Here is a 26,210-nt window from a genome sequence, read left to right as displayed (position 1 = left end):
TGGGGGAAAGCTCCCAAACCTCGAGTCGCCCCCTCCCTGCCCCCCCCGCCCCCACAGGAGCCTCTCCTACAGCGACGGGGGGGAGCCGGTATCCTTGCCGGCCCGCCTTCATCCCGTCGGCCTGCCGGCGCCCGCCCATGCCCCCGCATCTGCCCAAATCCACCGGCCGGCTGGCCTTGCTGCTGGCGGGGCTGTCGATGTTCGGCCCGTTCTCGATCGACGCCATTTTCCCGGCCTTCCCGGTGATGGGCGAGGCGCTGGGCGCCGACAAGCTGGCGATGCAGCAGACCATCAGCGCCTACCTGGTGGCCTATGCGCTGATGAGCCTGGTGCACGGGCCGATGTCGGACGCGCTGGGCCGGCGGCGGGTGATCCTGGCGGGGCTCGTGGTCTTCATCGCCGCATCGGTGGGCTGCGCGCTGGCCAACGACCTGGCGACGATGCTTGCGTTCCGGGCCCTGCAGGGCCTGTCGGCGGGCGTGGGCCTGATCGTGGGTCGCGCGGTGATCCGCGACCTGTTCGATGGCGACGACGCGCAGCGGCTGATGAGCCAGGTATCGATGATCTTCGGCATCGCGCCCGCCATCGCGCCGGTGATCGGCGGCTGGATCCTGGGATGGGGACACTGGCACGACATCTTCTGGTTCCTGGTCGGCTTCGGCGTGCTGCTGCTGGCGGCGACCTGGATGTGGCTGCCTGAAACCCATCCCGCAGAAAGCCGCAGCGCGCCGGTGCCGCGGCGGATGCTGCGCGACTACGTGCTGATCTTCGCCAACCGGCGCTTCCAGCGGCTGGCGGCCGCAGGCGCGCTGAACTTCTCGGCGCTGTTCCTGTACATCGCCTCGGCGCCGGCCTTCGTGCTCGACCTGCTGCGGCTCGACGAGCGCAGCTTCGCCTGGTTCTTCGGCCCGATGATCGGCGGGATGATGCTGGGTGCTTTCACCTCCGGCCGGGTGGCGGGGCGCATGCCGCACGCCGTGCAGGTCAACATCGGCTTCGCCTGCTGCGGCCTGGCGGCGGTGGCCAACGTCGCCTACGGCCTGCTGGTGGACGTGCCCGCGGTGCCCTGGGCGGTGCTGCCGGCGGCGCTGTGCGCATTCGGCGCGGCCCTGGTGTTCCCGGTGCTGACCCTGGCGATCCTGGACATGTACCCGCGCCAGCGCGGTTCGGCCTCGTCGCTGCAGGCGTTCACCAGCCTGGCGCTGAACGCTGTGGTCGCTGGCCTGCTGTCGCCAATGGTCAGCGGTTCGATGCTGACGCTGGCGCTGGCCGGGGCCGCGTTCACGCTTGCCGGCTGGCTGGTGTGGCGCCTGGAGCGCGACCGGACCAGGCGCCTGCCCGAGGGGCAGTGCGCCCCGGGAATGCCGGATCCGGCGGAACACGTCTGAAGCCGGCGGCCGCGGCCGCGGATTCAGCGATCGCCAATCGGCAGTTCGAGCGTGACTTCAGCCGTGTCGTGGGCCGTGGCGTGGCCGGTCACGCTGCCGCCGTGCGCCTCGGCGATCGCGCTCGCGATCACCAGGCGGAGTCCCAGCGCCTCGTCCGGTGGATCCGGGTGCGGTGACGTCAGCAGCGACGCCACCAGCGCATCGGAGGCGTCGCGGCAGCGCACCGCACACACCATGCGCAGGCGCCCCCCCTCGGCAGCGATATGCGCCTGCACCGCGTCGCTATCATTGCGTGACAGCTGGAGGCCGAGCAGGGAATGGAACAGCTGGGCGAGGCGATGGGCATCGCCGCGGATCCTGAGGCGCCCGGTTCCCGGGGCGAAGCCGACCTGTGGGGCGCGGGCGCCGAGGCGGGCCGCGGCGTCGGCCACCAGCAGTTCGAGGTCCATCGACTCCTCGCTGGCGAGCAGGCGACCCTGCCCGGCGCGCGTGAGGTCGTCGAACTCGTCGATCATCCCCGCCAGCCGCTGGACCTGGCGCTCCAGGACGGCGAAGAGCTCCTCGCGCTCGGCCCCGCCGACGCGGGCGTCGCGCAGCAGGTGGACCGCGGTCTGCATCGGTGACAGGGGGCCGCGCAGGTCGTGCGCGAGGCGATCCATCCAGGGCCTGGCGGGCGGCGTGCTCATGCGCATGGCTCCGGCCGGTCCGCGCGGGCGCACAGGCGGCGGATCGCGTCCAGCGGGGGCGGCTTCACCAGGTGCTCGTCGAAGCCCGCCTCGCGGGTGCGCTGGCGATCGGCCGGCTGCCCCCAGCCGGTGACGGCGACGATGCCCAGTACCTCCGGGCCGCGCTCCTCGCGCAGCCGGCGGGCGATGTCGTAGCCGCTGCGCCCGGGCATGCCGATGTCGAGGAACACCAGGTCCGGGGCGAAGCGCTCCACCTCGGCTTCCACCAGCAGCGGGTCGTGGACCTGCGCCACCTCGTGGCCCAGCACCCGCACCATCATCGCCAGCGTGCTGGCGGCGTCCCGGTTGTCATCGACCACGAGCACGCGGGTAATGGCAGCCGGTCGCGCGTCGGGGGCGGGTGCCGCCTCTTCCGCGGCCGCGGCGTCGGGCGCCCCGGCTTGCTGGTGACTGCGCAGCGGCAGGCGCACCCGGAACGTGCAGCCGGAGCCCAGGCCCGCGCTCTCCACCTGCACCCGGCCATCGTGCATCTCGACGATCTTCTGCACCAGGGTGAGGCCGATGCCGAGGCCGCCATGCGAGCGTTCCATGGTCGTATCGACCTGGCGGAAGACATCGAACACCGCCGTGAGCTGGTCGTCGGCCAGTCCGATGCCGCGGTCGCGCACCGTGATCACCGCCTCGTCCAGCCCTGCGTCCAGGCCTGCCTCGAGTTCGATCAGGCCCTCGGGGTCCGAGTACTTGGCGGCGTTGTTCAGCAGGTTGGCGAAGACCTGGGCCAGCCGCGCGTGGTCGGCGTGCAACAGCACCTGCTGCGCCGGCAGCGAGATCCGGAAGCGGTGCCCGCCTGCGTCGATCCAGGGTTGCGCGACTTCCACGGCCGCAGTGAGCACGTCGGCGAGGTCGGTGCTTGACCGGCGCAGCGCGAGCTTGCCCTGGCTGATGCGGGCGATGTCGAGCAGGTCGTCGATCAGCCGCACCAGCAGCGCCAGCTGGCGTTCCATCGTGGCCTGCAGCGGATCGCCGTCGCCGCCCGCCTCGAGCCGCCGGATGTTGAGCGCGTTCTGCAGCGGCGCCAGCGGATTGCGCAACTCGTGCGCCAGGGTCGCAAGGAAGACGTTCTTGCGGTGGTCGACGCCACGCAGGCGTTCCTCGGCGCGCGCACGCTCCGACACTTCGTTCTGCAGCTCCGCGTTGCGGCTGGCCAGCGCCTCGTTGGCCAGCCGCAATGACTCGTTGAGGCCCTCGAGTTCGCGCGCTTTCTCCCGCTGCAGCTCCTGGTTGCGCGCCGCCAGGCTGGCGTTGAGCAGTTCCAGCTCGCGCCGCTTGCGGTACAGCTCGACCAGCACCTCGACCTTGCTGCGCAGGATTTCCGGAATCACCGGCACCATGACGTAGTCGACCGCGCCAAGCTGGTAGCCCTGCAGGCGGTCCATGTCCGAGATGTTGACCGCGGTCACGAAGATGATCGGCGTCTTCTCGTAGCGCGGATGCCGGTGGATCAGGCTTGCGGTCTCGAAGCCGTCCATGTCGGGCATGTTGACGTCGAGGAGGATCAGCGCGTAGTCGTCCTGCATCAGCAATCGCAGCGCGTCGCGGCCCGAATTCGCCCGCACCAGGCATTCACCCAGCGGCTCCAGGATCGCCTGGTACGTCAGCAGCCGCGCCGGCTGGTCGTCGACCAGCAGGATCCGCACCGGAGCCCCGGCCGGCGACACCGGGGTGCCGGCGCGCCGCGAACGGGTCAGCGATTCAGCCACTGTCGCAGCACCCCCAGCAGTTCGTCGGTCACGACGGGCTTCGCCAGGTAGTCCGAGGCACCGGCTTCAAGGCACTTTTCGCGGTCGCCCTTCATGGCCTTGGCGGTGATGGCCACGATCGGGAGCGAGTGCGAACCCGGCAGGTGCCGGATCCTGTGCATCGTCTCGTAGCCGTCCATGCCCGGCATCATGATGTCCATCAGCACCATGGCGATGCCGTCGTCGCCGGCGACCACGGCGATCGCCTCCTGGCCGGTGCCCGCGGTGAGCACCTGCATGCCATGGCGTTCGAGCACGCTCGACATCGCGAAGATGTTGCGCACGTCATCATCGACCACCAGCACGCGCTTGTCGGCCAGGACCTCGTTGGAGGCCTGGGCCTGCGTGGCCACGGGCGGCTCGGCGGCGGCAGGGTGAAGCATCCGGTCCCCGCTCGCCGGGTCGTGTGCCGCGGCCGGCGCCCCGGCGGGGGCGGGCGCCGCCAGCAGCGCCTGCGCCGCGCGCAGGCTGTGGGTGCGATCGGCGCCCGCATAGTGCAGCGGGAGGTACAGGGTGAAGACGCTGCCGCTGCCGCGCGTGCTGTGCAACTGCAACTCGCCACCGAGCAGGCCGGCGAGTTCGCGGCTGATCGCAAGGCCCAGGCCGGTGCCGCCATACTGCCGCGAGGTGCCGGCATCAGCCTGCTGGAAGGCTTCGAACACGATCCTCTGCTTGTCCGCCGAGATCCCGATGCCGGAGTCGCTGACCTCGATCGCGACCACGGTGTCGGCGGCGCCGAGCACGTCATGGGCAGGCGACCACCCGGACGAGGCCTGGTAGGCGCGCATGCGCACGCTGCCCTGGGGCGTGAACTTGAAGGCGTTCGAGAGCAGGTTCTTGAGGATCTGCTGCAGGCGCTTGGGGTCGGTGCTCAGGGTTGGGCCCAGCCCCGGGTCGACCTCGATCGTGAACTCGAGTTCGCGCCGCTCGGCCTCGTGCCGGAATGCGCGCATTAGGCTGTCGCGGAGGTGCGTGAAGCGGACGCTCTCGCTTTCCACGGTCACGGTGCCGGACTCGATCTTCGACAGGTCGAGGATGTCGCTGATCAGGTTCAGCAGGTCGGTTCCGGCGGCGTGGATGGTCTTGGCGAACTCCACCTGGCGTCCGTTGAGGTTGGCTTCCGGGTTTTCTGCCAGCTGCTGCCCGAGGATCAGGATCGAGTTCAGCGGCGTGCGCAGCTCGTGCGACATGTTGGCAAGGAACTCGGATTTGTAGCGGGAGGTGAGGGCGAGTTCGGCCGCCTTCTCCTCGAGTTCGCGCCTGGCGTGCTCGATCTGCTGGTTCTTCTGTTCGACCTCGGCCTTCTGCTCGGCGAGCATGTGCGCCTTCAGCGCGATCTCCTCGTTGGTCTGCTGCAGCTCGTCCTGCTGCGTCTGCAGCTCGCCGGCGAGCTGCTGCGACTGGGACAGCAGGCGCTCGGTGCGCATCGTCGATTCAATGGTGTTGAGGACGATGCCGATGCTGCCCGACAGCTGCTCGAGGAAGATGCGCTGCGAAGCTGTGAATCCGGTCAACGAGGCCAGTTCCAGCACTGCCTTGACCTGCTTCTCGAACAGCACCGGAAGCACGATCACGCTTTTCGGCACGGCATTGAGCAGTCCGGAGGCAATCTGCACCGAGCCGGGCGGCAGGTCATCGATCAGGATCAGCCGGCCTTCCGCCGCGCACTGCCCGACCAGACCCTCGCCCAGGGCCAGCGTGCCCGGGTGCAGTGCGCCCGGGGCATCGGCATAGCGGGCGAGCTGGCGCAGCCGCGGGTGGCGGCTGGCATCGTCGGCCTCGACCACGTAGATCAGGCCCTGCTGCGCGTCGACCAGTGGCGCGAGTTCCGACAGCAGCATCTGGCCGAGCGTCGCCAGGTCGCGCTGCCCCTGCATCATGCCGCTGAACTTGGCGAGGTTGGTCTTCAGCCAGTCCTGCTCGCTGCTGCTTTCGGTGGTCGCGCGCAGGGTGCCGATCATCAGGTTCATGTTGTCCTTGAGGTCGGCGAGTTCGCCGCGGACATCGACCGTGATCGAGCGGGTCAGGTCGCCCTGGGTCACCGCCGTGGCGACCTCGGCGATGGCACGCACCTGGGTGGTGAGGTTTGCGGCCAGCTGGTTGACGTTGGCGGTGAGGTTCTTCCAGATGCCGGCGGTGCCCGGCACGTGCGCCTGGCCGCCGAGGCGGCCTTCGACGCCGACCTCGCGCGCGACCGTGGTCACCTGGTCGGCGAAGATCGCCAGGGTATCGGTCATGCTGTTGATGGTGTCGGCAAGCTCCGCGATCTCCCCCTTGGCTTCCACGGTGAGCTTCTGCTTCAGGTCGCCGGTGGCCACCGCGGTCACCACCTTGGCGATGCCGCGCACCTGGGCCGTGAGGTTGGTGGCCATCGAGTTGACGTTGTCGGTGAGGTCCTTCCAGGTGCCGGCCACGCCAGGCACCTGCGCCTGGCCGCCGAGCTTGCCCTCGGTGCCGACATCGCGCGCCACGCGGGTGACCTCGGCGGCAAATCCGTTCAGCTGGTCGACCATCGTGTTGAGCGTGTCCTTCAGCTGCGCGATCTCGCCCTGCGCATCAACCGCGATCTTGCGCGACAGGTCGCCCCGGGCCACCGAGGTCGCCACCTCGGCGATGTTGCGCACCTGGGTCGTCAGGTTGGTCGCCATGGAGTTGACGTTGTCGGTGAGGTCCTTCCAGGTACCGGCCACGCCCGGCACCTGCGCCTGGCCGCCGAGCTTGCCCTCGGTGCCGACCTCGCGCGCCACGCGCGTCACTTCCGCGGCAAAGCCGTTGAGCTGGTCGACCATCGTGTTGATGGTGTCCTTCAGCTGCAGGATCTCGCCCTGCGCATCGACCGCGATCTTGCGCGACAGATCGCCGCGCGCCACCGCGGTGGTGACCTCGGCGATGTTGCGTACCTGCGTGGTCAGGTTGGACGCCATCGAGTTGACGTTGTCGGTGAGGTCCTTCCAGATGCCGGCCACGCCGGGCACCTGCGCCTGGCCGCCCAGCTCGCCCTCGGTGCCGACCTCGCGCGCCACGCGCGTGACCTCGGCCGCGAAGCCGTTGAGCTGGTCCACCATCGTGTTGATGGTGTCCTTCAGCTGCAGGATCTCGCCCTGCGCGTCGACCGCGATCTTGCGCGACAGGTCGCCGCGCGCGACCGCGGTGGTGACCTCGGCGATGTTGCGCACCTGGCTGGTCAGGTTGGATGCCATCGCGTTGACCGAGTCGGTCAGGTCGGCCCAGGTGCCGTCCACGCCGCGCACCTGGGCCTGGCCGCCCAGCTTGCCCTCGGTGCCGACCTCGCGCGCGACGCGCGTCACTTCGGCGGCGAAGCTGTTGAGCTGGTCCACCATGGTGTTGATGGTGTCCTTGAGCTCGGCGATCTCGCCGCGCACGTCCACGGTGATCTTGCGCGAGAGGTCGCCACGCGCGACAGCCGTGGTCACCTCGGCGATGTTGCGCACCTGGCTGGTGAGGTTCGACGCCATCGAGTTGACGTGGTCGGTAAGGTCCTTCCAGGTGCCGGCGACGTCGGGCACCTGCGCCTGGCCGCCGAGCTTGCCCTCGGTGCCGACCTCGCGGGCCACGCGGGTGACCTCGGCCGCGAAGCCGTTGAGCTGGTCGACCATCGTGTTGATGGTGTCCTTGAGCTGCAGGATCTCGCCCTGCGCGTCGACCGCGATCTTGCGCGACAGGTCGCCGCGCGCGACCGCGGTGGTGACTTCGGCGATGTTGCGCACCTGGCTGGTGAGGTTGGACGCCATCGCGTTGACCGAATCGGTGAGATCCTTCCAGGTGCCGGCGACGCCGGGCACGATCGCCTGGTTGCCGAGCTTGCCCTCGGTGCCGACCTCGCGCGCCACGCGCGTGACCTCCGAGGCGAAGCCGCGCAGCTGGTCGACCATGGTGTTGATGGCCTCCTTCAGCTGGAGGATTTCGCCACGCACGTCCACGGTGATCTTGCGCGAAAGGTCGCCGTTGGCGACCGCGATGGTCACCTCCGAGATGTTGCGCACCTGCGCGGTGAGGTTCGACGCCATCTGGTTGACGGAGTCGGTGAGCTCCTTCCAGACGCCGGAGACGCCCTCCACCTTCGCCTGGCCACCGAGGCGGCCGGCGGTCCCGACCTCGAGCGCCACGCGCGTGACCTCGGAGCTGAACTCGCCCATCTGTTCGATCATGCGGTTGACGATGGTCGCCGAGCGCATGAATTCGCCCTGCAGCCGCCGGCCGTTCGCGTCGAGAGGCACACTGCGCGTGAGGTCGCCCTTGGCGACGCCGGCAATGGCTTCGGTGATCGTGGCGACCGGCCGGACGAGGTCGTCGACCAGTTCGTTGACCGAGTCCTCCATGTCGCCCCAACCGCCGTGCCGGTTCGGCAGCGCGATCCGCTGCCGCGTGAGGCCTTCGCGCCCGACCTTCTCGCCCACGCGGGCGAGTTCGTGAGCCAGCCCCCGGTTGCTGCGCACCACGGCGTTGAAGGCATCGGCCAGCCGGCCGTCCAGGCCCTCCCAGTGGCCGGGCAGTTCGACGCTGAAGTCACCCTGCGCCACGGCCTGCAGGGCCGAGAGCATCATGCGCATCGGATCGCGGGCACCGCCGCACGGCGTGTCCGAGCGTGCGGCGCCGCGCTGCGCCTGCGATATTTCCGTCACCCTGGTCCCCTGTTCCCTCGGATCCCCCGGACCCGACGGGGAACCTTACGACCTGGGCATGCGCGGGGCGTTCACAAGTCGGTCACGCCCGCGCGACTGCGCGGGCGTACCTGCCCGCTAGCGCGCGGCGGGGGCGCTGGATGCAGGCGCGGCGGACGCCTGCCAGCCGCAGGTCTTGCCCTCGTTCTGCTGCACCAGCCAGGCCTGCAGCGGCTCGAAGTACTCCAGCACCGCGGAGGCGTCCATGGTTTCGCCGCCGGTGAGCTCCTCCATCGTCTGTTGCCAGGGCTGGCTGTTGCCCTTGGACAGCATTGCCCAGAACTTCCCGCCCGCGGCCTGGTTGCCGGCGAAGGTGCACGCGTACAGGGGGCCGTCGTGGCCGGCGGCGTCGCACAGCGCCTTGTAGAACTGGAACTGCAGCACGTGCGAGAGGAAGTAGCGCGTGTACGGCGTGTTGCCCGGCACGTGGTACTTGGCGCCCGGGTCGAAGAACTCCTCGCCCCGCGGCGTGGCCGGGGCCACGCCCTGGTAGCGGGCCTTCAGGTCCCACCACGACGTGTTGTAGTTGTCCGGGGTGATCGAGCCGTCGAACACGCCCCAGCGCCAGCGGTCGATCATCAGGCCGAAGGGCAGGAAGGCGACCTTGGACAGCGCCATGCGCATCTGCGCGTTGATCAGCGCTTCCTCGCCCGGCGCCTGGCCTTCCACCAGCCCGATCGACTGCAGGTAGCCGGGGGTCATGGCCAGTTCGATGGTGTCGCCTATGGCTTCGTGGAAGCCGTCGTGCGCGCCGTTCTGGAACAGCGGGGGCTGCTTGCCGTAGGCCAAGTAGTAATAGACGTGCCCCAGCTCGTGGTAGATCGTGGTGAAGTCTTCCTCGTTGGGCTTGATGCACATCTTGGTGCGCACGTCGGTGGCGTCGGCGTTCATCTGCCAGGCGCTGGCGTGGCAGACCACGTCGCGGTCGCGCGGCTTGATGAACTGGGTCTTCTGCCAATAGCTTTCCGGCAGCGCCGGCATGCCGAGCGATGTATAGAACCCTTCGGCCTGGCGGGTCATGGCCTTGGCATGCTCGAGGCGCGCCGCGTGGGCGACCTCGGCGCGCTGGTCGGTTTCAAGCAGCGCGTTCTCGCGCACCAGCGCCTCGTTGAGCGTGGCCTGGTACTGGCGCTCCAGGGCACCGCTGACGTCGAGCTGGCCGGCCTGCGGGTAGGGCGCCAGCAGCGACCAGAGATTGCTCCAGTCCTGCTGCCACATGTTGCCGGTCAGGTGGGCCGGCAGCATGCCGTTGATCGAGCCGCGGCCGGGGTATTCGGCTTCCAGGCGGGTGCGGGCGTAGCAGTGCAGTTGTTCGTACAGCGGCTCGACCTGGCTCCAGAGGCGGTCGGTCTCGGTGGAGAGTTCGGCCGGGGTCATGTCGTAGCCGGCGCGCCAGAGTTCGCCGGCGTCGGCGAAGCCGAGGTCGCGCGCGCCCTCGTTGACCAGCTCGGCGAAGCGCGCGTAGTCCTCGCGCATCGGCACCGAGATGGTGTGCCAGCCTTGCCAGGCGTCGAGCTGGGCGTCGTAGTCGCGGTTGTTGCGCAGCACGTCCTCGAGCGCGCCGAGCTGGCGGCAGGAACGGGCATCGCCCTCGCCGGTGCAGTACTCGCCGCGGCCGTAGGTGCCTTCCATCCTGCTGGCCAGCCGGGTCAGCTCGGACAGCTTTGCCGGGTCGCGCGGCGGCGGCATCGATGTGCCGAGCTTGAGCAGGCTGATCGCGCGCTCGGTGGCCGGCGACATCTCCTTGCCCTCGAAGCGGCGCGACTGCTCGACCCATTGCTGGGTGCGGGCCAGGTAGCGTTCGTTGCCCTTCGATGCGAGCAGTTCGCTGTCGTCGTTGCTGTATGTCGAGGCGACCCACTGCGAGGCCGTCAGTTCGGGCATCAGCTCGGCGAGCTCGTCGTTGACCCGCGCGACGAATTCATCCGCGGTTTCCTTCTCCAGCTGGGCCTGCGACGGCGTGCCGTCCGGACCTGGCGCGGTGGAAGGCGTCCGCGAGCACGCGGCAAGGACCAGCGCGGTGGCGACGGCAAGGGCAAGGCGGGTGCGTGGCTTCACTGCGGATCTCCGATGGCGCCTGCTGGCGGCGCGAAACCCCCGCAGGCTAGTGGGCGGGTGCGGCACCCGCAAGTGCGGCTCAGCCCGGCAGCAGGCCGCGGACGTCCAGCCAGGCGCGGGCGTCGTCGGCGTCGCGTTCGAACCAGGCGCGGGTGGAGCCGAGGCGGAAGCTGTAGCCCCAGGCATCCATGTCGGCCATCAGGCGGTCGCGGCCGACCGCGGGCAGGGCGTCGGCCAGGAGGATCTGCAGGTAGCAGGTCGCGTCTTCCTCGGGCACCGAGTCGGTGGCGTCGGTATGCACCTGGGCGCGCCGTTCGGGCGGCAGCACGATCAGGTGGCAGGCTTCGTGCAGCAGTGAGTGCACGGGCGTGTCCGCGCGCGCGTAGACGGTGTTGCCAATGATCCCGGCCTCCGGCTCGCCCCAGTAACTGCCCGGGATCGCCGCGCCGTCCTCGACATGCCCAAGCTCCAGCCCGTGCCGCGAAAGCAGCCCTGCCATCTCCGCAAATGCAATCTCGCCCAGGACCAACACCCCCGCCGCCCCCTCGGTGGGAGCGGCTATAGCCGCGATCGAGGCATCCGGGATCGCGGCCATGGCCGCTCCCACACCATCCGCGGTGTCCGCAACGGTCAGCTCAGCCGCCCCCACACCATCCGCGGTGTCCACAACGGCGGGCTCAGCCCGCCGAGGCGCGTTGTTCGTCGGTCAGGGCGACGGTGATGTCGAGCACGTCGTGCTCGCCGTCCTTGGTCAGGTCCACCTTGACCGCGTCGATGTCGACGCTGACGTACTTGCGGATCACCTCGAGCAGCTCGCGCTGCAGCAGCGGCAGGTAATCGGGCGCGCCGCGGGAGCTGCGCTCCTGGGCCACGATGATGCGCAGGCGCTCCTTGGCGATCGACGCGGTGTTCTTCTTGACCTTGAGAAAATCAAACATGCCCATGCCTCAACCCCCGAACAGCTTGCTGAAGAAACCCTTCTTCTCCAGCTGTGTGAACCGCATCGGGCGCTCGTCGCCGATGATGCGCGCGACGGCGTCGTCATAGGCCTGGCCGGCATTCGACTCCATGTCCAGGATGACCGGCTCGCCCTTGTTGGATGCGTTGAGCACGTCGCCGGACTCAGGGATCACGCCGATGGTCTTCAGCCCCAGCACGTCTTCCACGTCGGTGATGGAAAGCATTTCCCCGGTTTCCACGCGCGCCGGGTTGTAGCGGGTCAGCAGCAGGTGCGAGGTGATCGTTTCGCCGGCCTCGGCCTTGCGGGTCTTGGAGTCCAGCAGGCCGATGATGCGGTCGGAGTCGCGCACCGAGGACACCTCGGGGTTGACCACGACCACCGCCTGGTCGGCGTAGTACATCGCCAGGAACGCGCCCTTCTCGATGCCGGCGGGCGAGTCGCAGACGATGTAGTCGAAGCCGTCGGCGTCGAGCTCCTTGAGCACCTTCTCCACGCCTTCGCGGTTCAGCGCGTCCTTGTCGCGCGTCTGCGACGCGGCGAGCACGAACAGGTTGTCGAAGCGCTTGTCCTTGATCATCGCCTGCTTCAGTGTGGCCTCGCCCTGGGTCACGTTGACGAAGTCGTACACCACGCGGCGCTCGCAGCCCATGATCAGGTCGAGGTTGCGCAGGCCGACGTCGAAGTCGATGACGGCGGTCTTCTTGCCGCGCCGGGCCAGGCCGCAGGCCAGGCTCGCGCTGGTGGTGGTCTTGCCGACGCCGCCCTTGCCGGACGTGACTACGATGATCTCGGCCAAAGTCTATCTCCTGTGTGCGCGCTGCTCAGTCGAGCGCTGCTATTTTCAGCTGGTCGCCATCCAGCCACACCTGCACGGCCTTGCCGCGCAGGTCGGCGGGGATGTCTTCCAGCACCTTGTAGTGTCCGGCGACCGCCACGAGTTCGGCATGGAACTCGCGGCAGAAGATACGTGCCTTCGCGTTGCCCTGCGCGCCTGCCAGTGCACGCCCACGCAATGCGCCGTAGATGTGGATCGAGCCGTCGGCGATGACCTCGGCCCCGGCGCCCACGGCGGCCAGCACGGTGAGGTCGCGATTGTCGGCATAGACCTGCTGGCCGGAGCGTACCGCAGTGGTCTGGACCACGCCCGGGCCGCCTGCCTGCGCCGCGGCCGGCGTGGCGGGCGCGGCCGGTGCGGCGGGCTCCGGCTCGGACCGGTCGGCGGCCGCGGGCCGGCGTGCGGCAGGCGCGGGCTCGTGCGCGGCCTCCGGCGCGCCGGCCGGCTCGTACTGCGCGCGGAACCGGGCCAACAGCGGCAGGCCCAGTTCGACCGCCAGCTGTTCGTTCTCGCTGTTGCCCCAGGCCAGGGCCACGGGCAGCGCACCGGCGTCGCGCAGCGCCGCGAGCAGGGCATGCGCGGTGGCCGCGTCCGGAAGCGCGGCCAGGCCACCAAAATCGATCACCACCGCGCCGCGGGCGAACAGCTTGGGCGCGCGCTGGACGCGCTCGCGCATTTCAGAGGCCAGGCGATCGATGTCGAGGGTGCGGATGCGCAGGTTGGCGATCCCGACCTGGCCGATCTTGAGCTCGCCGGCGGGTTCGAAGTTCGCGGCCGGCGCGCCCGGGGTGCCCGCCATCAGCGGGTGCCCGTCGCGAGGTGGGCCTGGCCGGTGGGCCGCGGCTGGACCAGCCAGGGGACATCGGGCAGGTCGTCGCCGTAGGTGTCGCGGACCCAGGCGTAGCTGCAGAGGTCCTTGGTCAGCATTGAAGCGCGGATGCCGGTGTCGGGCATCACGTGCTGGCCGACCTCGCGGAAGCCGAAGCTGCCGTGGAAGATGCGCGCGGGATCGCTGTCGTGCTCGATCAGGACTTCGCAGGCCAGCACCGGATAGCGCAGCTCGGCGTAGCCCTGGACATCGGCATAGATGGTGCGGCCGACGCCACCGCCGCGACGGCGGCTGGCGACCACCACCCGGTCGATGTACATGAATTCCGGGTGGCGCTCGGCGAACCAGTGGAAGTTGCTGCTGTCGTGCCCGCGCCGCGAGCCGAAGCCCACCAGGAAGCCGGCCAGCGTGCCGTCGCGTTCGGCGACCCGGAAGTAGTCCGCGGTGTCGTGGAAGTGGCGCACGCGGGCCGCATCCAGGGGCAGGATCGACGGACCGGCGGCATTGTTCAGGGCAAGGACGGAATCCAGCTCGTGCTCGCGCACGTCGCGGACGACAATCGACATTCCAGACTCCGTGGTGTGGCCAATGACCGTCAACGCAGCGCGCGCGGCGCATGGGCCAGCGGCGCCCGTACGGCGACAGTGGCCATTATCGCATGGCCGGATCGCATGGCCACACCCGCGGCCGCGCGCGGGCATGACTTCCGGACCGTAGCCCCGGGGGCGCTTGCGCCTACCATGCAGCCATGCTCCAGCGCTTCGACCACAATCGGCTGCTGCGGTACGCGGGACTGTTCACCTGGGCGGTGATCGGCCTGCCGCTGCTGCTGCTGACCATTCCTCAAGCCGACCGCGAGGGCGTGCCCGTGCCGGCCGCCCCCGGGGCCATCCGCGCCTGGCTGGCCTGGGCAGTCTTCGGCGCCAGCTACGCCTGGCTGACCCGCGGCCTCGGGCGGCAGCGGGTCGGGGCGGTGGACCGGGTGCTGCTGGCGGGCCTGGCCGGCGGCGCCATCGCGATCAGCTACTACAGCCAGAGCGGGCTGGGCAGCATCCTGCTGATGGTGGTGGCCAGCGTGCTGCCGTGGCTGCTTCCGGTCTGGCAGGGCGTGGCCCTGCTGGTGCTGTGCGAGTTCGTGATCGTTCCGGTCTACGTGCGCGGCTTCGATTTCTCCTGGGGCGAGGCCATCCTGCAGGCCAGCCTGTACGTCGGTTTCACCGGCTTCGCCTTCGTCACCGGCCTGGTGGCCCGCCAGCAGGCCCAGGCCCGCGACGAGCAGCGCCGGCTGAATGCGGAGCTGCGCGCGACCCGCGCCCTGCTGGCGGAAAGCGTCCGCGTCAACGAGCGCACGCGGATCTCGCGCGAGCTGCATGACCTGCTGGGCCACCACCTGACCGCGCTCAGCCTGAACCTGGAGGTGGCCAACCACCTGACCAGCGGCAAGGCGCAGGAGCACGTGGGCCAGGCCCACACGCTGGCGAGGCTGCTGCTCTCGGACGTGCGCGAGGCGGTCAGCCAGATCCGCGGCAACGAGACCATCGACATGGCCGCCACCCTGGAACCGCTGGTGGGCAACGTGCCCGGCCTGCAGGTCGAGATGCGCCTGCCGCGGCCGTTCCCGATGGAGGATCCGGAGCGCGCCCACGTGCTGCTGCGCTGCACCCAGGAAATCATCACCAACGCGGTGCGCCACGCCCAGGCCAACGTGCTGCAGCTGCAGTACCGCCTCGACCGTGGCGCGGTCCACCTGGTGGCCCGCGACGACGGTCGCGGCGCCGACGGCTTCACCGCCGGCAACGGCCTGCGCGGCATGCGCGAGCGGCTGTCGGCGTATGGTGGCGAGGTCGACGCCGAGACCGCACCGGGGCAGGGCTTCACCCTGCGCCTGCGGCTGCCCACCGACGACGTTCCCGACATCGCGATGCCCGTGGCGGGACCGCCCGGCGCGCCAGCCATCACCACGGAGGCTCCATGACCACCGTTAGCAGCGATCCCCAGCGCGCCATCCGCGTGTGCCTGGTCGATGACCAGACCCTGGTCCGCCAGGGCATCCGCTCGCTGCTCGCGCTCGACGGCGGCATCGAAGTGGTCGCCGAGGCCGTGGACGGCCGCCAGGCGGTGGAAATGATCCCGCAGTTCGCCCCCGACGTGGTGCTGATGGACATGCGCATGCCGGCGATGTCGGGCCTGGAGGCGCTGCAGGCCCTGTCCCAGGCCGGGACCCTGCCGCCGACGATCATCCTCACCACCTTCGACGACGACCAGCTGGTACTGGCCGGGCTCAAGGCCGGGGCCAAGGGCTACCTGCTCAAGGACGTGTCCCTGGAGCAGCTGGTGGGGGCGATCCGCACGGTGGCCGGCGGCGGATCGCTGGTGCAGCCGGCCGTGACCCAGCGCCTGCTGTCGGGCCTGGAGCACATGCGCAACGATTTCGTCAGCCTGGACCGCCCGGATCCGCTGACCGACCGCGAGACCGAAATCCTGCGCCTGATGGCGTCGGGGTTCTCCAACAAGGAGATTGCGAACTCGCTGGGCGTGGCCGAGGGAACGATCAAGAACCACGTGTCCAACATCCTCAGCAAGCTGGGGGTGCGCGACCGGACGCGGGCCGTGCTCAAGGCCTTCGAGCTGCAGCTGGTCTGAGCCGCCGGGCGCGCGCGGCATGCACGGCGCGCGGGCGGCGGGCGGATATCAAAAAAGCGCGCTGCAAAGGTCGCGGCGGCGCGGGCAAACTTGCTAGGATTGCCGGTCTGCGCCCCGGCCTCGGCCGGTCCTGGTCCCGGAGAACCCTGAATGACCCGTTTGCTCGAGCTCCTGATTTCCATGGCGATCGTCGCCGTGCTGTTCATCGTCGTCGGCGTGCTGCTGCCGTCCAGCCGCTCCCTGACCGAAAGCGTCGAGACCAATCGCAAGCCGGCGATCGTGTTCGACACGCTCAACAGCTTCAAGCGCTTCGACGACTGGCATCCCTTTGCGCTGGGCCAGGTCAAGCTGAACCGCTCGGGTCCGGATTCCGGCGTCGGCGCCCGCATCGACTACGACTCGGAAGTGTCCGGCGTGGGCAAGGGCAGCTGGGAAATCGTCGAGTCCGATCACGACGAGCGCGTGGTCTACAAGATCGACGACAGCAAGCGCGGCTCCAACAAGCAGACCAGCTTCACCCTGAAGCCGACCGGTCGCGGCGGCCGCAACGTCGAGATCACCCAGAACTACAGCGTCGAGTACGGCTGGAACCTGCTCGGCCGCTACGCGGGCCTGTACGTCAGCCGCAACATCGGCGACACGATGAAGCTCGGCCTGGGCCGCCTGTCCAACATGCTGGCCTCGGTGCCGAACTTCGACTACCGCGTGGACGGGTCGACCCTGACCAACCTCGAGTTCGCCGAGATCCCGGCCGAGAACCTGCTGGTGGTCAACGCCGGTGCGATCGAACGCAACAACGAGATCATCAAGAAGGCGATGAAGGACAACGTGGAGTGGATCAACCGCACCATGGCCGAGAGCGACCTGGAGGCGGTCGGCCCGGTGCGCATCGTCACCACCGAGTTCGCGCGTGAGACCTACACCTTCGACGTGGTCCAGGCCGTGCGTCGCAAGGGCACCGGCGCCGCCGACGAGGCCGGCACCGATGCCGCCGGCGACCAGGCCGCGGACGAGGGCGAAGGCGAGGCCGCACCCGCCGCACCGGCGTTCGTTGTGGCTCCGTCGGACGCCCTCGACGAGGATTCGATCAAGCTGCAGGGCCCGGTCACCTATGTCCGCAGCGAGCCGGTGTACGTGGCCCGCGGCGACTACAAGGGCTACATGGCCGAACTCGACGCGGCGCGCAACGCCACCCGTGCCTGGGCGATGACCCAGGGCGAGGAGGCGATCGGCCGGCCGTACGAGTACTACGTCAACGGCATCGATGCCGCGTTCACCGCCGAAGGCCAGTTCAAGGTGTTCTGGAACCTGAAGCGCTGAGCCGCGAGTGAAGCGCTGAGCCGCGAGGCCGGATGAATGATATGCCACGCAGAACGCCGCATCCCTGGATGCGGCGTTCTGCTTTTTAAGGAGCAGCACGCGATGATCCACGCCGATTACGCCCGTACCAGGCCCGCGGGCATCCGCATGCTTGCTGCCGCGGGGGCGCTGCTGGCGGCGGTTGCGGTGGCGCTGGCCGCATACGCATCGCATGCCACGGGTCCGGACGCGGGGATGCGCCTCGGCCTGGCGGCCGCGTTCGCCTTCGGCCACGGACTGGCCCTGGCGGCGCTGGCGCCACGCGCGCGCGGACGCCTGGCCACGATGGGCCTGTGGGCGCTGTTGCTGGGCGTGCTGCTGTTCGCGGGTTCGCTGGCCGGCGCACATTTTTTCGGCCTGCCGACGCGGCTGGCACCGGCGGGCGGCGGCCTGACGATCCTCGGATGGCTCGCCCACGCCGTTTCCGCAGTGCGGCGCTGAGACGATGCCCAGGTTCTCCCGGGGGTACGACACCATCGAAGCCGAAGCCTGGCTGGCGCGCCGCGACCGCCGCCTGGGCACCTGGGTGCGGCGCCTGGGCCCGATCGACCCCGATCCGAGGTGGCGGCGCACGTTCGACCCGGTCGACGCGCTGGCGCGGGCGATCCTGTTCCAGCAACTCAGCGGCAAGGCGGCGTCGACGATCGTGGGGCGCGTGGAGGCGGCCATCGGCAGCTCGCGCCTGCACGGCGATACCCTCGGCCGCATCGACGATGCGACCCTGCGCGCCTGCGGGGTCTCCGGCAACAAGGCCCTGGCCCTGCGCGACCTGGCGGCACGCGAGGCCCGCGGCGAGATCCCCGACCTGCGGCGGATGTCGGTCATGGACGCCGACGCCATCGTCGCGGCGCTGGTGCCGATCCGCGGCATCGGCCGCTGGACGGTCGAGATGATGCTGATGTTCCGGCTCGGCCGCCCGGACGTGTTGCCGGTCGACGACCTCGGCATCCGCAAGGGTGCCCAGCTGGTGGATCGCACGGAGGACATGCCGAAGCCGCGCGAACTCGCGGCCCGGGGCGAGCGCTGGGGGCCATACCGCACGCATGCCGCCCTGTACCTGTGGCGCATCGCCGACTCCGCCGCCACAGTGACCCCGACCAATCGCTCCCAGGGCTGAGGCGGAAAGCTTTTTGCCACGGATTTGCGCGGGTAAGGGCGGATTTACACGGATAGAGCGAAAGGGCAGAAAACTGAGAAGAGCTTTCTTGCCACGGATTTACGCAGATTACGCGGATCTGGTTGAGGCAAGCGTGTTGCCCAGGACGCATCCAGCCCGCCTCGCCAAGCACCCGTTTGGAAGGAATAAGGAACCGGTGCGAAGCGCCTCTCCGCGCTGGCCCCGGCCCAATCCGCGTAATCCGCGTAAATCCGTGGCAAAAAAGCTCTCGCTTTTGAGCCTTTTTCGCTCTATCCGTGTAAATCCGCCCTTACCCGCGTAAATCCGTGGCAAACGCTTTTCCAGGCCTTTCGATCGCGGCGATAGCCGCTCCCACCGGGAAGATGTAGTCAGGGGCTGGGGGCGAGGACGGACAACAGACCGCGGGCGGCCTGGAGGCGTTCTTCGGGTGTCGGCAGTTCCAGGGTGAGGCGGAGCTTGTCGGGGCCGTCCATGCGGTAGCTCTTCGGCTGGCCCTGGACCAGGTTGATGATCGCCATCGGGTCGATCGCGGGCTTCTCGACGAACTGGACCCGCCCGCCGCTGGTGCCGATGTCGATCTTGCGGATGCCCAGGCCGGTTGCGCGCTGCTTCAGCTCCGCGATCGCGAACAGGTACTTCACCGGGTCGGGCAGCAGGCCGAAGCGGTCGATCATCTCCACCTGCAGCTCGCGCAGCGCCTCGGCGTCGCGGGCGGAGCTGATGCGCTTGTACAGCGTCAGTCGCGCGTGCACGTCCGGCAGGTAGTCGTCGGGGATCAGGGCGGGCACGTGCAGCTCGGCCTCGGCGCCGCGCGAGGCGGTGCCGTCGACGTCGGGCAGCTCGCCGCGCTTGATGCTGCGCACCGCGCGCTCCAGCAGCTCGGTATAGAGGCTGAAGCCGATCTCGGCCATCTGTCCGCTCTGGTCCTCGCCCAGAAGCTCGCCGGCGCCGCGGATCTCGAGGTCGTGGGTGGCCAGGGTGAAGCCGGCGCCCAGCTCGTCCATCGATGCGATCACGTCCAGGCGCTTGCGCGCGTCCGCGCTGATCGAGCGCTTGTCCGGGATCACCAGGTAGGCATAGGCGCGGTGGTGGGAACGGCCGACGCGGCCGCGCAGCTGGTGCAGCTGGGCAAGGCCGAACTTGTCCGCGCGGTTGATGATGATGGTGTTGGCATTGGGGATGTCGATGCCGGACTCGATGATGGTCGAGGCCAGCAGCACGTTGAAACGCTGCTTCTGGAAGTCGAGCATCACCCGCTCCAGCTCGCGCTCGGGCATCTGGCCGTGGGCCACGCCGATGCGCGCCTCGGGGACCAGTTCCTGCAGCTGCCGCTGCATGCGGCCGATCGACTCGACGTCGTTGTGCAGGAAGAACAGCTGGCCGCCGCGCGCAAGCTCGCGGTCGAAGGCCTCGCGCAGCTGGGCGTCGTCCCAGGGCACGACGAAGGTCTGCACCGCCAGGCGGTTGGTCGGGGCGGTGGCGATGATCGACAGGTCGCGCAGCCCGGCCATGGCCATGTTGAGCGTGCGCGGGATCGGCGTGGCGGTGAGCGTGAGCAGGTGCACGTTGGCGCGCAGCGCCTTCAGCGCCTCCTTCTGGCGCACGCCGAAGCGCTGCTCCTCGTCAACGATCACGAGCCCGAGGTCCTTGAAGCGCACGTCCTTCTGCAGCAGGCGGTGGGTGCCGACGATGACGTCGATCGTGCCTTCGGCCACCTTCTCCAGCTCGGCCTTGATCTCCTTCGTCGACTTGAAGCGCGACAGCACCTCGACCCGGATCGGCCAGTCGGCGAAGCGGTCGCGGAAGTTGGCGTAGTGCTGCTCGGCCAGCAGCGTCGTCGGCACCAGCACCGCGACCTGCTTGCCGGCCGCGGCGGTGGCGAAGGCCGCGCGCACCGCGACCTCGGTCTTGCCGAAGCCCACGTCGCCGCAGACCACGCGGTCCATCGGCTGGGAGGACTGCAGGTCGCGCAGCACGGCCTCGATGGCCGAGTGCTGGTCCGGCGTCTCCTCGAACGGGAAGGTGGCCGCGAAGGGTTCGTACAGGCCGCGGTCGACGTCGATCGCAAGCCCCGCGCGGGCCTGGCGCTTCGCCTGGATCTCGAGCAGCTCGGCGGCGACGTCGCGGACCTTCTCGGCCGCCTTGCGCTTGGCCCTGGTCCACTGTTCCCCGCCAAGGGAATGCAGCGGCGCGGTTTCGGGCGAGGCGCCGGAGTAGCGGCTGATCAGGTGCAGCTGCGCGACCGGCACGTACAGGCGGTCGCCCTTGGCGTATTCGATCTCCAGGTACTCGGCGGGCATGCCGCCGGCCTCCAGCGTCACCAGTCCGCGGTAGCGGCCGACGCCGTGGTCCTCGTGCACGATCGGCGAGCCTTCGGACAGTTCGCCGAGGTCGCGGATGATCGCTTCGGGCTCGCGGCCGACGCGCGTGCGGCGGCGGGGCTGCGTGGCACGCTCGGGGAACAGCTGGCGTTCGGTGAGCACCACCAGCGGCTCGCCGCCGCCGGACCCGTCGCCGTCAAGCGCGAAGCCGTCTTCCAGCGGCGCCACGGCGATCGCGAAGCGCGCCCCGCCAGTGACGAAGCTGCGGAAGTCGGGCAGCACCTGGGGCCGCAGCGCGGCGGCGTCGAGGACTTCCAGCAGCGCCTCACGACGACCGGCGCTGTCGGCCGAGATCAGCACGCGTCCCGGATAGCTGCCGAGGAAGTCCTTCAGCGGCGCCGCGGCGGCGTCGTGGCGCGCGGCCACCGGGAGTTCGGGCGCGGGCTGTTCCCCCAGGCGCGCCGCCTCGGCGTGGCGCGGATGGTCGGCGCCGGCGAGCTCGATCCGCGGGGCCTCGTTGAAGCGCGCGCGCAGGTCGTCCGGTGCCAGCCACAGCGCGCCGGGCGGCAGCACGGGATGCTCGACATCGTGGCGGTGCTGCTCGTGGCGCTGGCCCGCCTGGGCCCAGAAGTGATCGGCCGCGGCCGGCGTACCCTCGTCCACCAGCGGCAGGGCGGCCTCGCCCAGGTAGTCGAACAGGGTGGCGGTGGCGCCCTCGGGGAAGAACAGCGGCAGGTAGTACTCGATGCCCGCCGGCGCCGCGCCGGCCTTCAGGTCCTGGAACAGCGCGCTGCGCCGGGTATCGATGTCGAAGCGCTCGCGCAGCGCGTCCAGGGCCCGCGCGCGCGATGCCTCGTCGAGCGGGACTTCGCGGCCGGGCATCAGCTGGATCGCCAGGACCTTGTCCAGCGAGCGCTGGCTCTCGGGGTCGAAGACGCGGATGGTGTCGATCTCGTCGTCCAGCAGTTCGACGCGGAACGGCGCCGCCTCGCCCATGGGATAGACGTCCAGCAGCGCGCCGCGGACGGCGAAGTCGCCGGGATCGTAGACCTGCGGCACGTTGCGGTAGCCGGCGGCCTGCAGGCGGCGCTTCTCGGCGTCCATGTCCAGGCGCTGGCCCACGCGCAGGTCGAAGCTGTTGCCGATGACGTACGACAGCGGCGGCAGGCGCTGCATCAGCGTCTGCACCGGCACCACCAGCACGCCACGATCCATGGTCGGCAGCCGGCGCAGGGTTGCCAGGCGCTGGGAGACGATCTCGGGATGCGGACTGAAGCGGTCGTAGGGCAGGGTTTCCCAGTCGGGGAAGCCGAGCACCGGCAGCGTGGGATCAGCGCCCAGCAGGGTGCGCAGGTCGGCCTCGATCTGGGTCGCCGCGTGGTTGTCGCGCGCCACCGCCAACAGCACGCCGTCGTGGGCACGCGCGGCCGCGGCCACGAACCAGGCCAGCGCCGAGCGCGAAGCCGGCGTGCGCCACCACGCCCGCGGGCGCCCGGGGCCGGGCAGCGGGGGACGGGGCAGCAGGAGGGGGGCGAAGCTGGCTGGGGGAGTCTGGTCGGTCATTCAACGCGCGGAAAGGCGGCAGCGCCGACGGCCTGGTGCCGCAGGTGCGAGGGCGCGCAGTTTAACCCGTGGCCCTGTCGATGCCGGCGACCGGCGTGGTCGCAGCCAGCGGCAGGCGGACGCGCACGAAGCCGGGGTCGGCTCCGTCGACGTCTTCGAAGCCCATCGAGCGCGCCAGGTCGCGCAGCGGTCCGTTGTCCTCGAGCACGTCGCCGTGCACGGCCTCCAGCCGCTTGCCGCGGGCCCAGCGCGCCACGCGACGCATCAGGTGGCGGCCCAGCCCCATGCCGGCGACGTTGCGCCCGACGAGGATCGCGAACCGCGCCTCCCGCGTGCCCGGGACCACGGCGGCGTGGGCCAGGCCCGAGAGCATCGCCTCGCCCGGCGGCAGCGGCTCGGCCACGACCAGGGTGAAGGCGTTGCGCGCATCGGGCTGGGCGAGGCGGATGGCCTCGTCCGTGCCCATGGCGTCCGCCCCGGCAAGCAGGTGGCGGCCGAGTTCTTCTGGCTCCATCAGCTCGAAGCCGGCGCGAAGCACGGCGGCATCCTCGGCACGGATGGGACGGATCAGGACGTCACGGCCGTTGCCGAGGCGGATCTCCTCGTGCCACGGCGGAAGGCGGTTTCTTGCGACCATGGAGCGGATGCTGTCACGGTCGAAGTGAAGCCGGCCTCTACATCACCGCCTGGCTGCCGGGACCGATGTGCATGTGGCGCGCCCGCGGTGGCTCAGGGAGGACTGCGCAGCCAGTGCAGGCGCGCGCTGGCGCCGCGTTCGCCCAGGGCACGCGCCAGGGCCGCCAGTGCCGGCTCCAGCACGGCGTCGAACTGCCACGGCGGGTTGACCACCAGCAGGCCGCTGCCGTTCATGCGCAGCGGCGAGTCGTCCGGGCGCACCATCAATTCGGCCAGCAGCGCGGACTTCGCCGGCAGGTCGGCGGCGCGGCGCTGGAAGGGGCCGAGCGTGCGCCGCAGCTTGATCGGGTACCAGAGCGCGAACACGCCCTGCGGAAAGCGCCGCAGGCCCTCGCGGATCGCCGCCAGCGAATCGTCGAACTCGGCCAGCTGGGTCTCGTAGGGCGGGTCGACCAGCACCAGGCCGCGCCCGATGCGGGTCTCGCCGTCGCGCGGCGGCAGCAGGGCGCGCATCGCGGCATAGCCGTCGCCGCCGTGCACGCGCACGCGTCGGTCGCTGGCGAAGGTCGCGCCGAGAACCTTGGCCTCCTCCGGCTGCAGCTCGCAGCAGGCGATGCGGTCGTCGGGGCGCAGCGCGTGCGCGAGCAGCCAGGGCGAGCCAGGGTAGGCGTCGGCGCCGTGCTCCTGGCGGCAGGCACGGACGGCGTCCAGGTAGCGGCGCAGCAGCGGGTCCTTCGGCATTTCGGCGAACAGGCGGGCGATGCCGTCGTCGGCCTCGCCGGTGCGCTTGGCGCTGGCGCCGGCCAGGTGGTACAGGCCGCGGCCGGCGTGGGTGTCGAGCGCGAACAGGGGGGCCGGCTTGGCCACCAGCGCATCGCACAGGGCCAGTAGGACGACGTGCTTGAGGACGTCGGCGTGGTTGCCGGCGTGGAAGGCGTGGCGGTAATTCATCGGCGAAGGATACCGGTCCTGCGCCGGCCCGCGGCCCCGGTATGCTGCGCGCCATGCCTGCGCGCGCGCCGACGCCCCCATCCACCCTGCTGCTGGTCGAGGACGACCCGGCGATCGCCGAGGCCGTGCTCTACGCCCTGCGCGCGGAGGGACACGTGGTCGAACACCTGCTGCTGGGCGGCGGTGTTGCCGCGCGGGTGCGCGCCGGTGGCATCGACCTGGTGCTGCTGGACGTGGGCCTGCCCGACATCGGCGGCTTCGAGGTCTGCCGGCAGCTGCGTGCCTTCAGCGCACTGCCGGTGGTGTTCCTGACCGCGCGCGGCGACGAGGTGGACCGGGTGCTGGGGCTGGAGCTGGGCGCGGACGACTACATCGCCAAGCCGTTCTCCCTGCGCGAGCTGGCGGCGCGCGTGCGGGCGCGGTTGCGCCGGCATCCCGCGGCCGCGGACAAGCGCGGGGCGCAGGCGGGGCCCGCCGCCGAAGCCTGCGCTCCCACCAGGCAGGGCCGCTTCGAACACGACCCCGCCGCGCGCCGGGTCCGTTTCCGTGGCGTGCTGCTCGACCTGACCCGCTACGAATACGCCCTGCTTGCCGAGCTGCTGCGCCGCCCCGGCGCCATCCTCAGCCGTGGGCAGCTGCTCGACCGCGCCTGGGGCGATGCCCTCGACAGCGGCGAACGCACGGTCGATACCCACGTCAAGACGCTGCGCGGGAAGCTGCGGGCGGTCGACGCCAGCGCCGACCCGGTGCGCACGCATCGCGGCATCGGCTATTCGCTGGACGTGGACTGAGCCCGTGCGCATCGGCCTGCGCATCCTGCTGGGCTACTTCCTGATCGTGGCGCTGGCGGCGCTGCTGCTGGGCCAGGTGTTCCTGCGCGAGGTGAAGCCGGGCGTGCGCCAGGCGATGGAGGACACGCTGGTGGATACCGCCAACGTGCTGGCCGAGCTCGCCACCGACGACCTGCTGTCCGGCCATATCGATGACGGCCGCTTCGCGACCCGCATCCGGGCACTGGCCGGGCGCGACATCGGCGCCGGCATCTGGGGCTTCGAGAAACGCGAAGTGAACTACCGGGTCACGGTGACCGACGACCGTGGCATCGTGGTGTTCGATTCCGCGGGCCTTGACCTGGGCGCGGACTATTCGCAGTGGAACGACGTCCTCCTGACCCTGCGCGGCCGCTACGGCGCGCGCTCCACGCGCAGCGACCCGGATGACGACAGCAGTTCGGTGATGTACGTCGCCGCGCCGATCCGCGATGGCGCGCGCATCGCCGGCGTGCTCACCGTGTCCAAGCCCAACCGGGCGATGGCGCCGTTCATCGCGCGCAGCGAGGCGGTGATCCTGCGCTGGGGCATGGTGCTGCTGGGCAGCGCGCTGCTGGTGGGCCTGTCCGCGGCCTGGTGGCTCTCGCGCCAGCTCGGCGGGCTGCGCGGCTATGCCGACGCCGTCACCGCCGGCCGGCGCGCGGTGCTGCCGCGCTCGGCGGGCGAGTTCGCCGACCTCGGGCGCGCGCTGCAGACCATGCGCGAGCGCCTGGAAGACCGACGCTACGTGGAGCGCTACGTGCACACGCTCACCCACGAACTGAAGTCACCGCTGGCGGCGATCCGCGGCTCGGCCGAGCTGCTTGAATCACCGCTGCCCGAAGCCGACCGCCGGCGCTTCGCCGCCAACATCGGCGCCCAGAGCGAGCGCATGGCCGCGATGATCGACAAGCTGCTGGTGCTGGCCGCGGTGGAGCACCGCCAGCACATCGAGGATCCGGCGCCAGTGGACCTGGCGTCGATCGCGCGCGATGTCGCTGAAGCAGTCGCGGCCCGGCTGCGTGCCGATGGCGTCGTGCTCGAACTCGAGGCCGACGAACCGCTGCCGTCGCCGGTCGGTGATGCGTTCCTGCTGCGCCAGGCGCTGGAGAACCTGGTCGACAACGCGATCGCGTTCTCGCCACGGGACGGCAGGATCCTGCTGGCGCTGCGCGTGCGCGATGGCGGCCTGGCGCTGGAAGTTTCCGACGACGGTCCGGGCGTGCCGGACTACGCACTCGACCAGGTGTTCGAGCGCTTCTACTCGCTGTCGCGCCCCGGCGGTGCCGGCCGCAGCAGCGGCATCGGCCTCACCTTCGTTGCCGAAGTCGCCAAGCTGCATGGGGGCCGCGCGTGGCTGCGAAATCGCGATGCTGGCGGTGCGCTTGCCGGCATCGAACTGCCGGCTGGCTGATCACCGCTTCTTTGCGTCGCCCCGCCGGGTATCACCGCGCTTCGCCCGTGGCCAGGCTGCGGCTCCTGCCGCTTCACACCCGCCTCACCGTCACGCCGCGCTCCGGACACGCGCCACCGCCAGGCTGCCCGCACTTCC

20 protein-coding genes are annotated in these 26,210 nt (G+C 70.3%); 8 read left to right on the top strand and 12 right to left on the bottom strand.

The window, feature by feature from the left end; translation table 11 throughout:
• Nucleotides 1–137: 137 nt before the first annotated feature.
• The gene (locus WCE39_RS01085; protein ID WP_343274854.1) at nt 138–1,388 is read left to right on the top strand and encodes a multidrug effflux MFS transporter; all 1,251 of its coding nucleotides are present in this window, start codon (nt 138–140) and stop codon (nt 1,386–1,388) included.
• Nucleotides 1,389–1,411: 23 nt separating this feature from the next.
• Here the strand turns inward: WCE39_RS01085 and WCE39_RS01080 are convergent, their stop codons facing one another.
• The 9 genes from WCE39_RS01080 to WCE39_RS01040 all read right to left on the bottom strand — a co-directional run bounded on the left by WCE39_RS01080 (nt 1,412) and on the right by WCE39_RS01040 (nt 13,804).
• Nucleotides 1,412–2,074, bottom strand: a complete 663-nt coding sequence (locus WCE39_RS01080) for a sensor histidine kinase (protein ID WP_343274853.1) — start codon at nt 2,072–2,074, stop codon at nt 1,412–1,414.
• Nucleotides 2,071–3,834 (bottom strand): response regulator, encoded by a 1,764-nt coding sequence (locus tag WCE39_RS01075; RefSeq protein WP_343274852.1) that lies wholly within the window; start codon nt 3,832–3,834, stop codon nt 2,071–2,073. Before WCE39_RS01075 ends, WCE39_RS01080 begins: the two co-directional genes overlap by 4 nt.
• Nucleotides 3,819–8,444 carry a hybrid sensor histidine kinase/response regulator gene (locus WCE39_RS01070; protein WP_343274851.1) on the bottom strand — a complete coding sequence of 1,542 codons (4,626 nt, stop codon included), beginning with the start codon at nt 8,442–8,444 and terminating at the stop codon, nt 3,819–3,821. Before WCE39_RS01070 ends, WCE39_RS01075 begins: the two co-directional genes overlap by 16 nt.
• A 189-nt stretch (nt 8,445–8,633) precedes the next feature.
• Entirely contained in the window at nt 8,634–10,613 is a 1,980-nt protein-coding gene (locus WCE39_RS01065) for a M2 family metallopeptidase (RefSeq protein WP_343274850.1), read from the bottom strand.
• A gap of 79 nt (nt 10,614–10,692) precedes the next feature.
• Entirely contained in the window at nt 10,693–11,112 is a 420-nt protein-coding gene (locus tag WCE39_RS01060; protein ID WP_343274868.1) for a hypothetical protein, read from the bottom strand.
• 178 nt (nt 11,113–11,290) lie between these two features.
• Complete coding sequence (minE, locus tag WCE39_RS01055; RefSeq protein WP_343274849.1) at nt 11,291–11,557, bottom strand: cell division topological specificity factor MinE; 267 nt, start codon at nt 11,555–11,557, stop codon at nt 11,291–11,293.
• Nucleotides 11,558–11,560: 3 nt separating this feature from the next.
• Entirely contained in the window at nt 11,561–12,370 is an 810-nt protein-coding gene (minD, locus tag WCE39_RS01050) for a septum site-determining protein MinD (RefSeq protein ID WP_343274848.1), read from the bottom strand.
• Nucleotides 12,371–12,395: 25 nt separating this feature from the next.
• On the bottom strand, nt 12,396–13,208 hold the full coding sequence (minC, locus tag WCE39_RS01045; protein WP_343274847.1) for a septum site-determining protein MinC: 813 nt from the start codon (nt 13,206–13,208) through the stop codon (nt 12,396–12,398).
• Nucleotides 13,208–13,804 (bottom strand): GNAT family N-acetyltransferase, encoded by a 597-nt coding sequence (locus WCE39_RS01040; protein ID WP_343274846.1) that lies wholly within the window; start codon nt 13,802–13,804, stop codon nt 13,208–13,210. The genes minC and WCE39_RS01040 overlap by 1 nt, the downstream gene beginning before the upstream one ends.
• 182 nt (nt 13,805–13,986) lie before the next feature.
• Here WCE39_RS01040 and WCE39_RS01035 point away from each other — a divergent pair, with 182 nt between their 5' ends.
• The 5 genes from WCE39_RS01035 (at nt 13,987) to WCE39_RS01015 (ending at nt 18,357) form a co-directional block, all read left to right on the top strand.
• Nucleotides 13,987–15,213 (top strand): sensor histidine kinase, encoded by a 1,227-nt coding sequence (locus WCE39_RS01035; RefSeq protein ID WP_343274845.1) that lies wholly within the window; start codon nt 13,987–13,989, stop codon nt 15,211–15,213.
• Complete coding sequence (locus tag WCE39_RS01030) at nt 15,210–15,881, top strand: response regulator transcription factor (protein ID WP_343274844.1); 672 nt, start codon at nt 15,210–15,212, stop codon at nt 15,879–15,881. The genes WCE39_RS01035 and WCE39_RS01030 overlap by 4 nt, the downstream gene beginning before the upstream one ends.
• A 150-nt stretch (nt 15,882–16,031) precedes the next feature.
• Entirely contained in the window at nt 16,032–17,201 is a 1,170-nt protein-coding gene (locus tag WCE39_RS01025) for a polyketide cyclase (protein WP_343274843.1), read from the top strand.
• Between the two features lie 102 nt (nt 17,202–17,303).
• Entirely contained in the window at nt 17,304–17,681 is a 378-nt protein-coding gene (locus WCE39_RS01020) for a DUF423 domain-containing protein (RefSeq protein ID WP_343274842.1), read from the top strand.
• 4 nt (nt 17,682–17,685) lie between these two features.
• Nucleotides 17,686–18,357, top strand: coding sequence for a DNA-3-methyladenine glycosylase family protein (locus WCE39_RS01015; RefSeq protein ID WP_343274841.1), 672 nt, complete (start codon nt 17,686–17,688; stop codon nt 18,355–18,357).
• A 389-nt stretch (nt 18,358–18,746) separates the two neighbouring features.
• On the opposite strand, the gene mfd is transcribed toward WCE39_RS01015, so the two are convergent.
• The 3 genes from mfd to WCE39_RS01000 form a co-directional block, all read right to left on the bottom strand.
• Nucleotides 18,747–22,262: a transcription-repair coupling factor gene (gene mfd / locus WCE39_RS01010; RefSeq protein ID WP_343274840.1), complete on the bottom strand. Its 3,516-nt coding sequence runs from the start codon at nt 22,260–22,262 to the stop codon at nt 18,747–18,749.
• Nucleotides 22,263–22,323: 61 nt separating this feature from the next.
• The gene (locus tag WCE39_RS01005; protein ID WP_343274839.1) at nt 22,324–22,899 is read right to left on the bottom strand and encodes a GNAT family N-acetyltransferase; all 576 of its coding nucleotides are present in this window, start codon (nt 22,897–22,899) and stop codon (nt 22,324–22,326) included.
• A 92-nt stretch (nt 22,900–22,991) separates the two neighbouring features.
• Nucleotides 22,992–23,849: a 23S rRNA (adenine(2030)-N(6))-methyltransferase RlmJ gene (locus tag WCE39_RS01000; protein WP_343274838.1), complete on the bottom strand. Its 858-nt coding sequence runs from the start codon at nt 23,847–23,849 to the stop codon at nt 22,992–22,994.
• Nucleotides 23,850–23,890: 41 nt separating this feature from the next.
• Between WCE39_RS01000 and creB the strand changes: the two genes are divergently transcribed.
• Together creB and creC are read left to right on the top strand one after the other, a co-directional pair.
• On the top strand, nt 23,891–24,640 hold the full coding sequence (gene creB / locus WCE39_RS00995; RefSeq protein WP_343274837.1) for a two-component system response regulator CreB: 750 nt from the start codon (nt 23,891–23,893) through the stop codon (nt 24,638–24,640).
• 4 nt (nt 24,641–24,644) lie between these two features.
• Complete coding sequence (gene creC / locus WCE39_RS00990; protein WP_343274836.1) at nt 24,645–26,072, top strand: two-component system sensor histidine kinase CreC; 1,428 nt, start codon at nt 24,645–24,647, stop codon at nt 26,070–26,072.
• Nucleotides 26,073–26,210: the final 138 nt, after the last annotated feature.

This window comes from Luteimonas yanweni (assembly GCF_039548475.1).
Taxonomy (GTDB): Bacteria; Pseudomonadota; Gammaproteobacteria; order Xanthomonadales; family Xanthomonadaceae; genus Luteimonas.
Note: the sequence above shows the minus strand (reverse complement) of the source record. Positions and strands in the feature narration are given on the sequence as shown.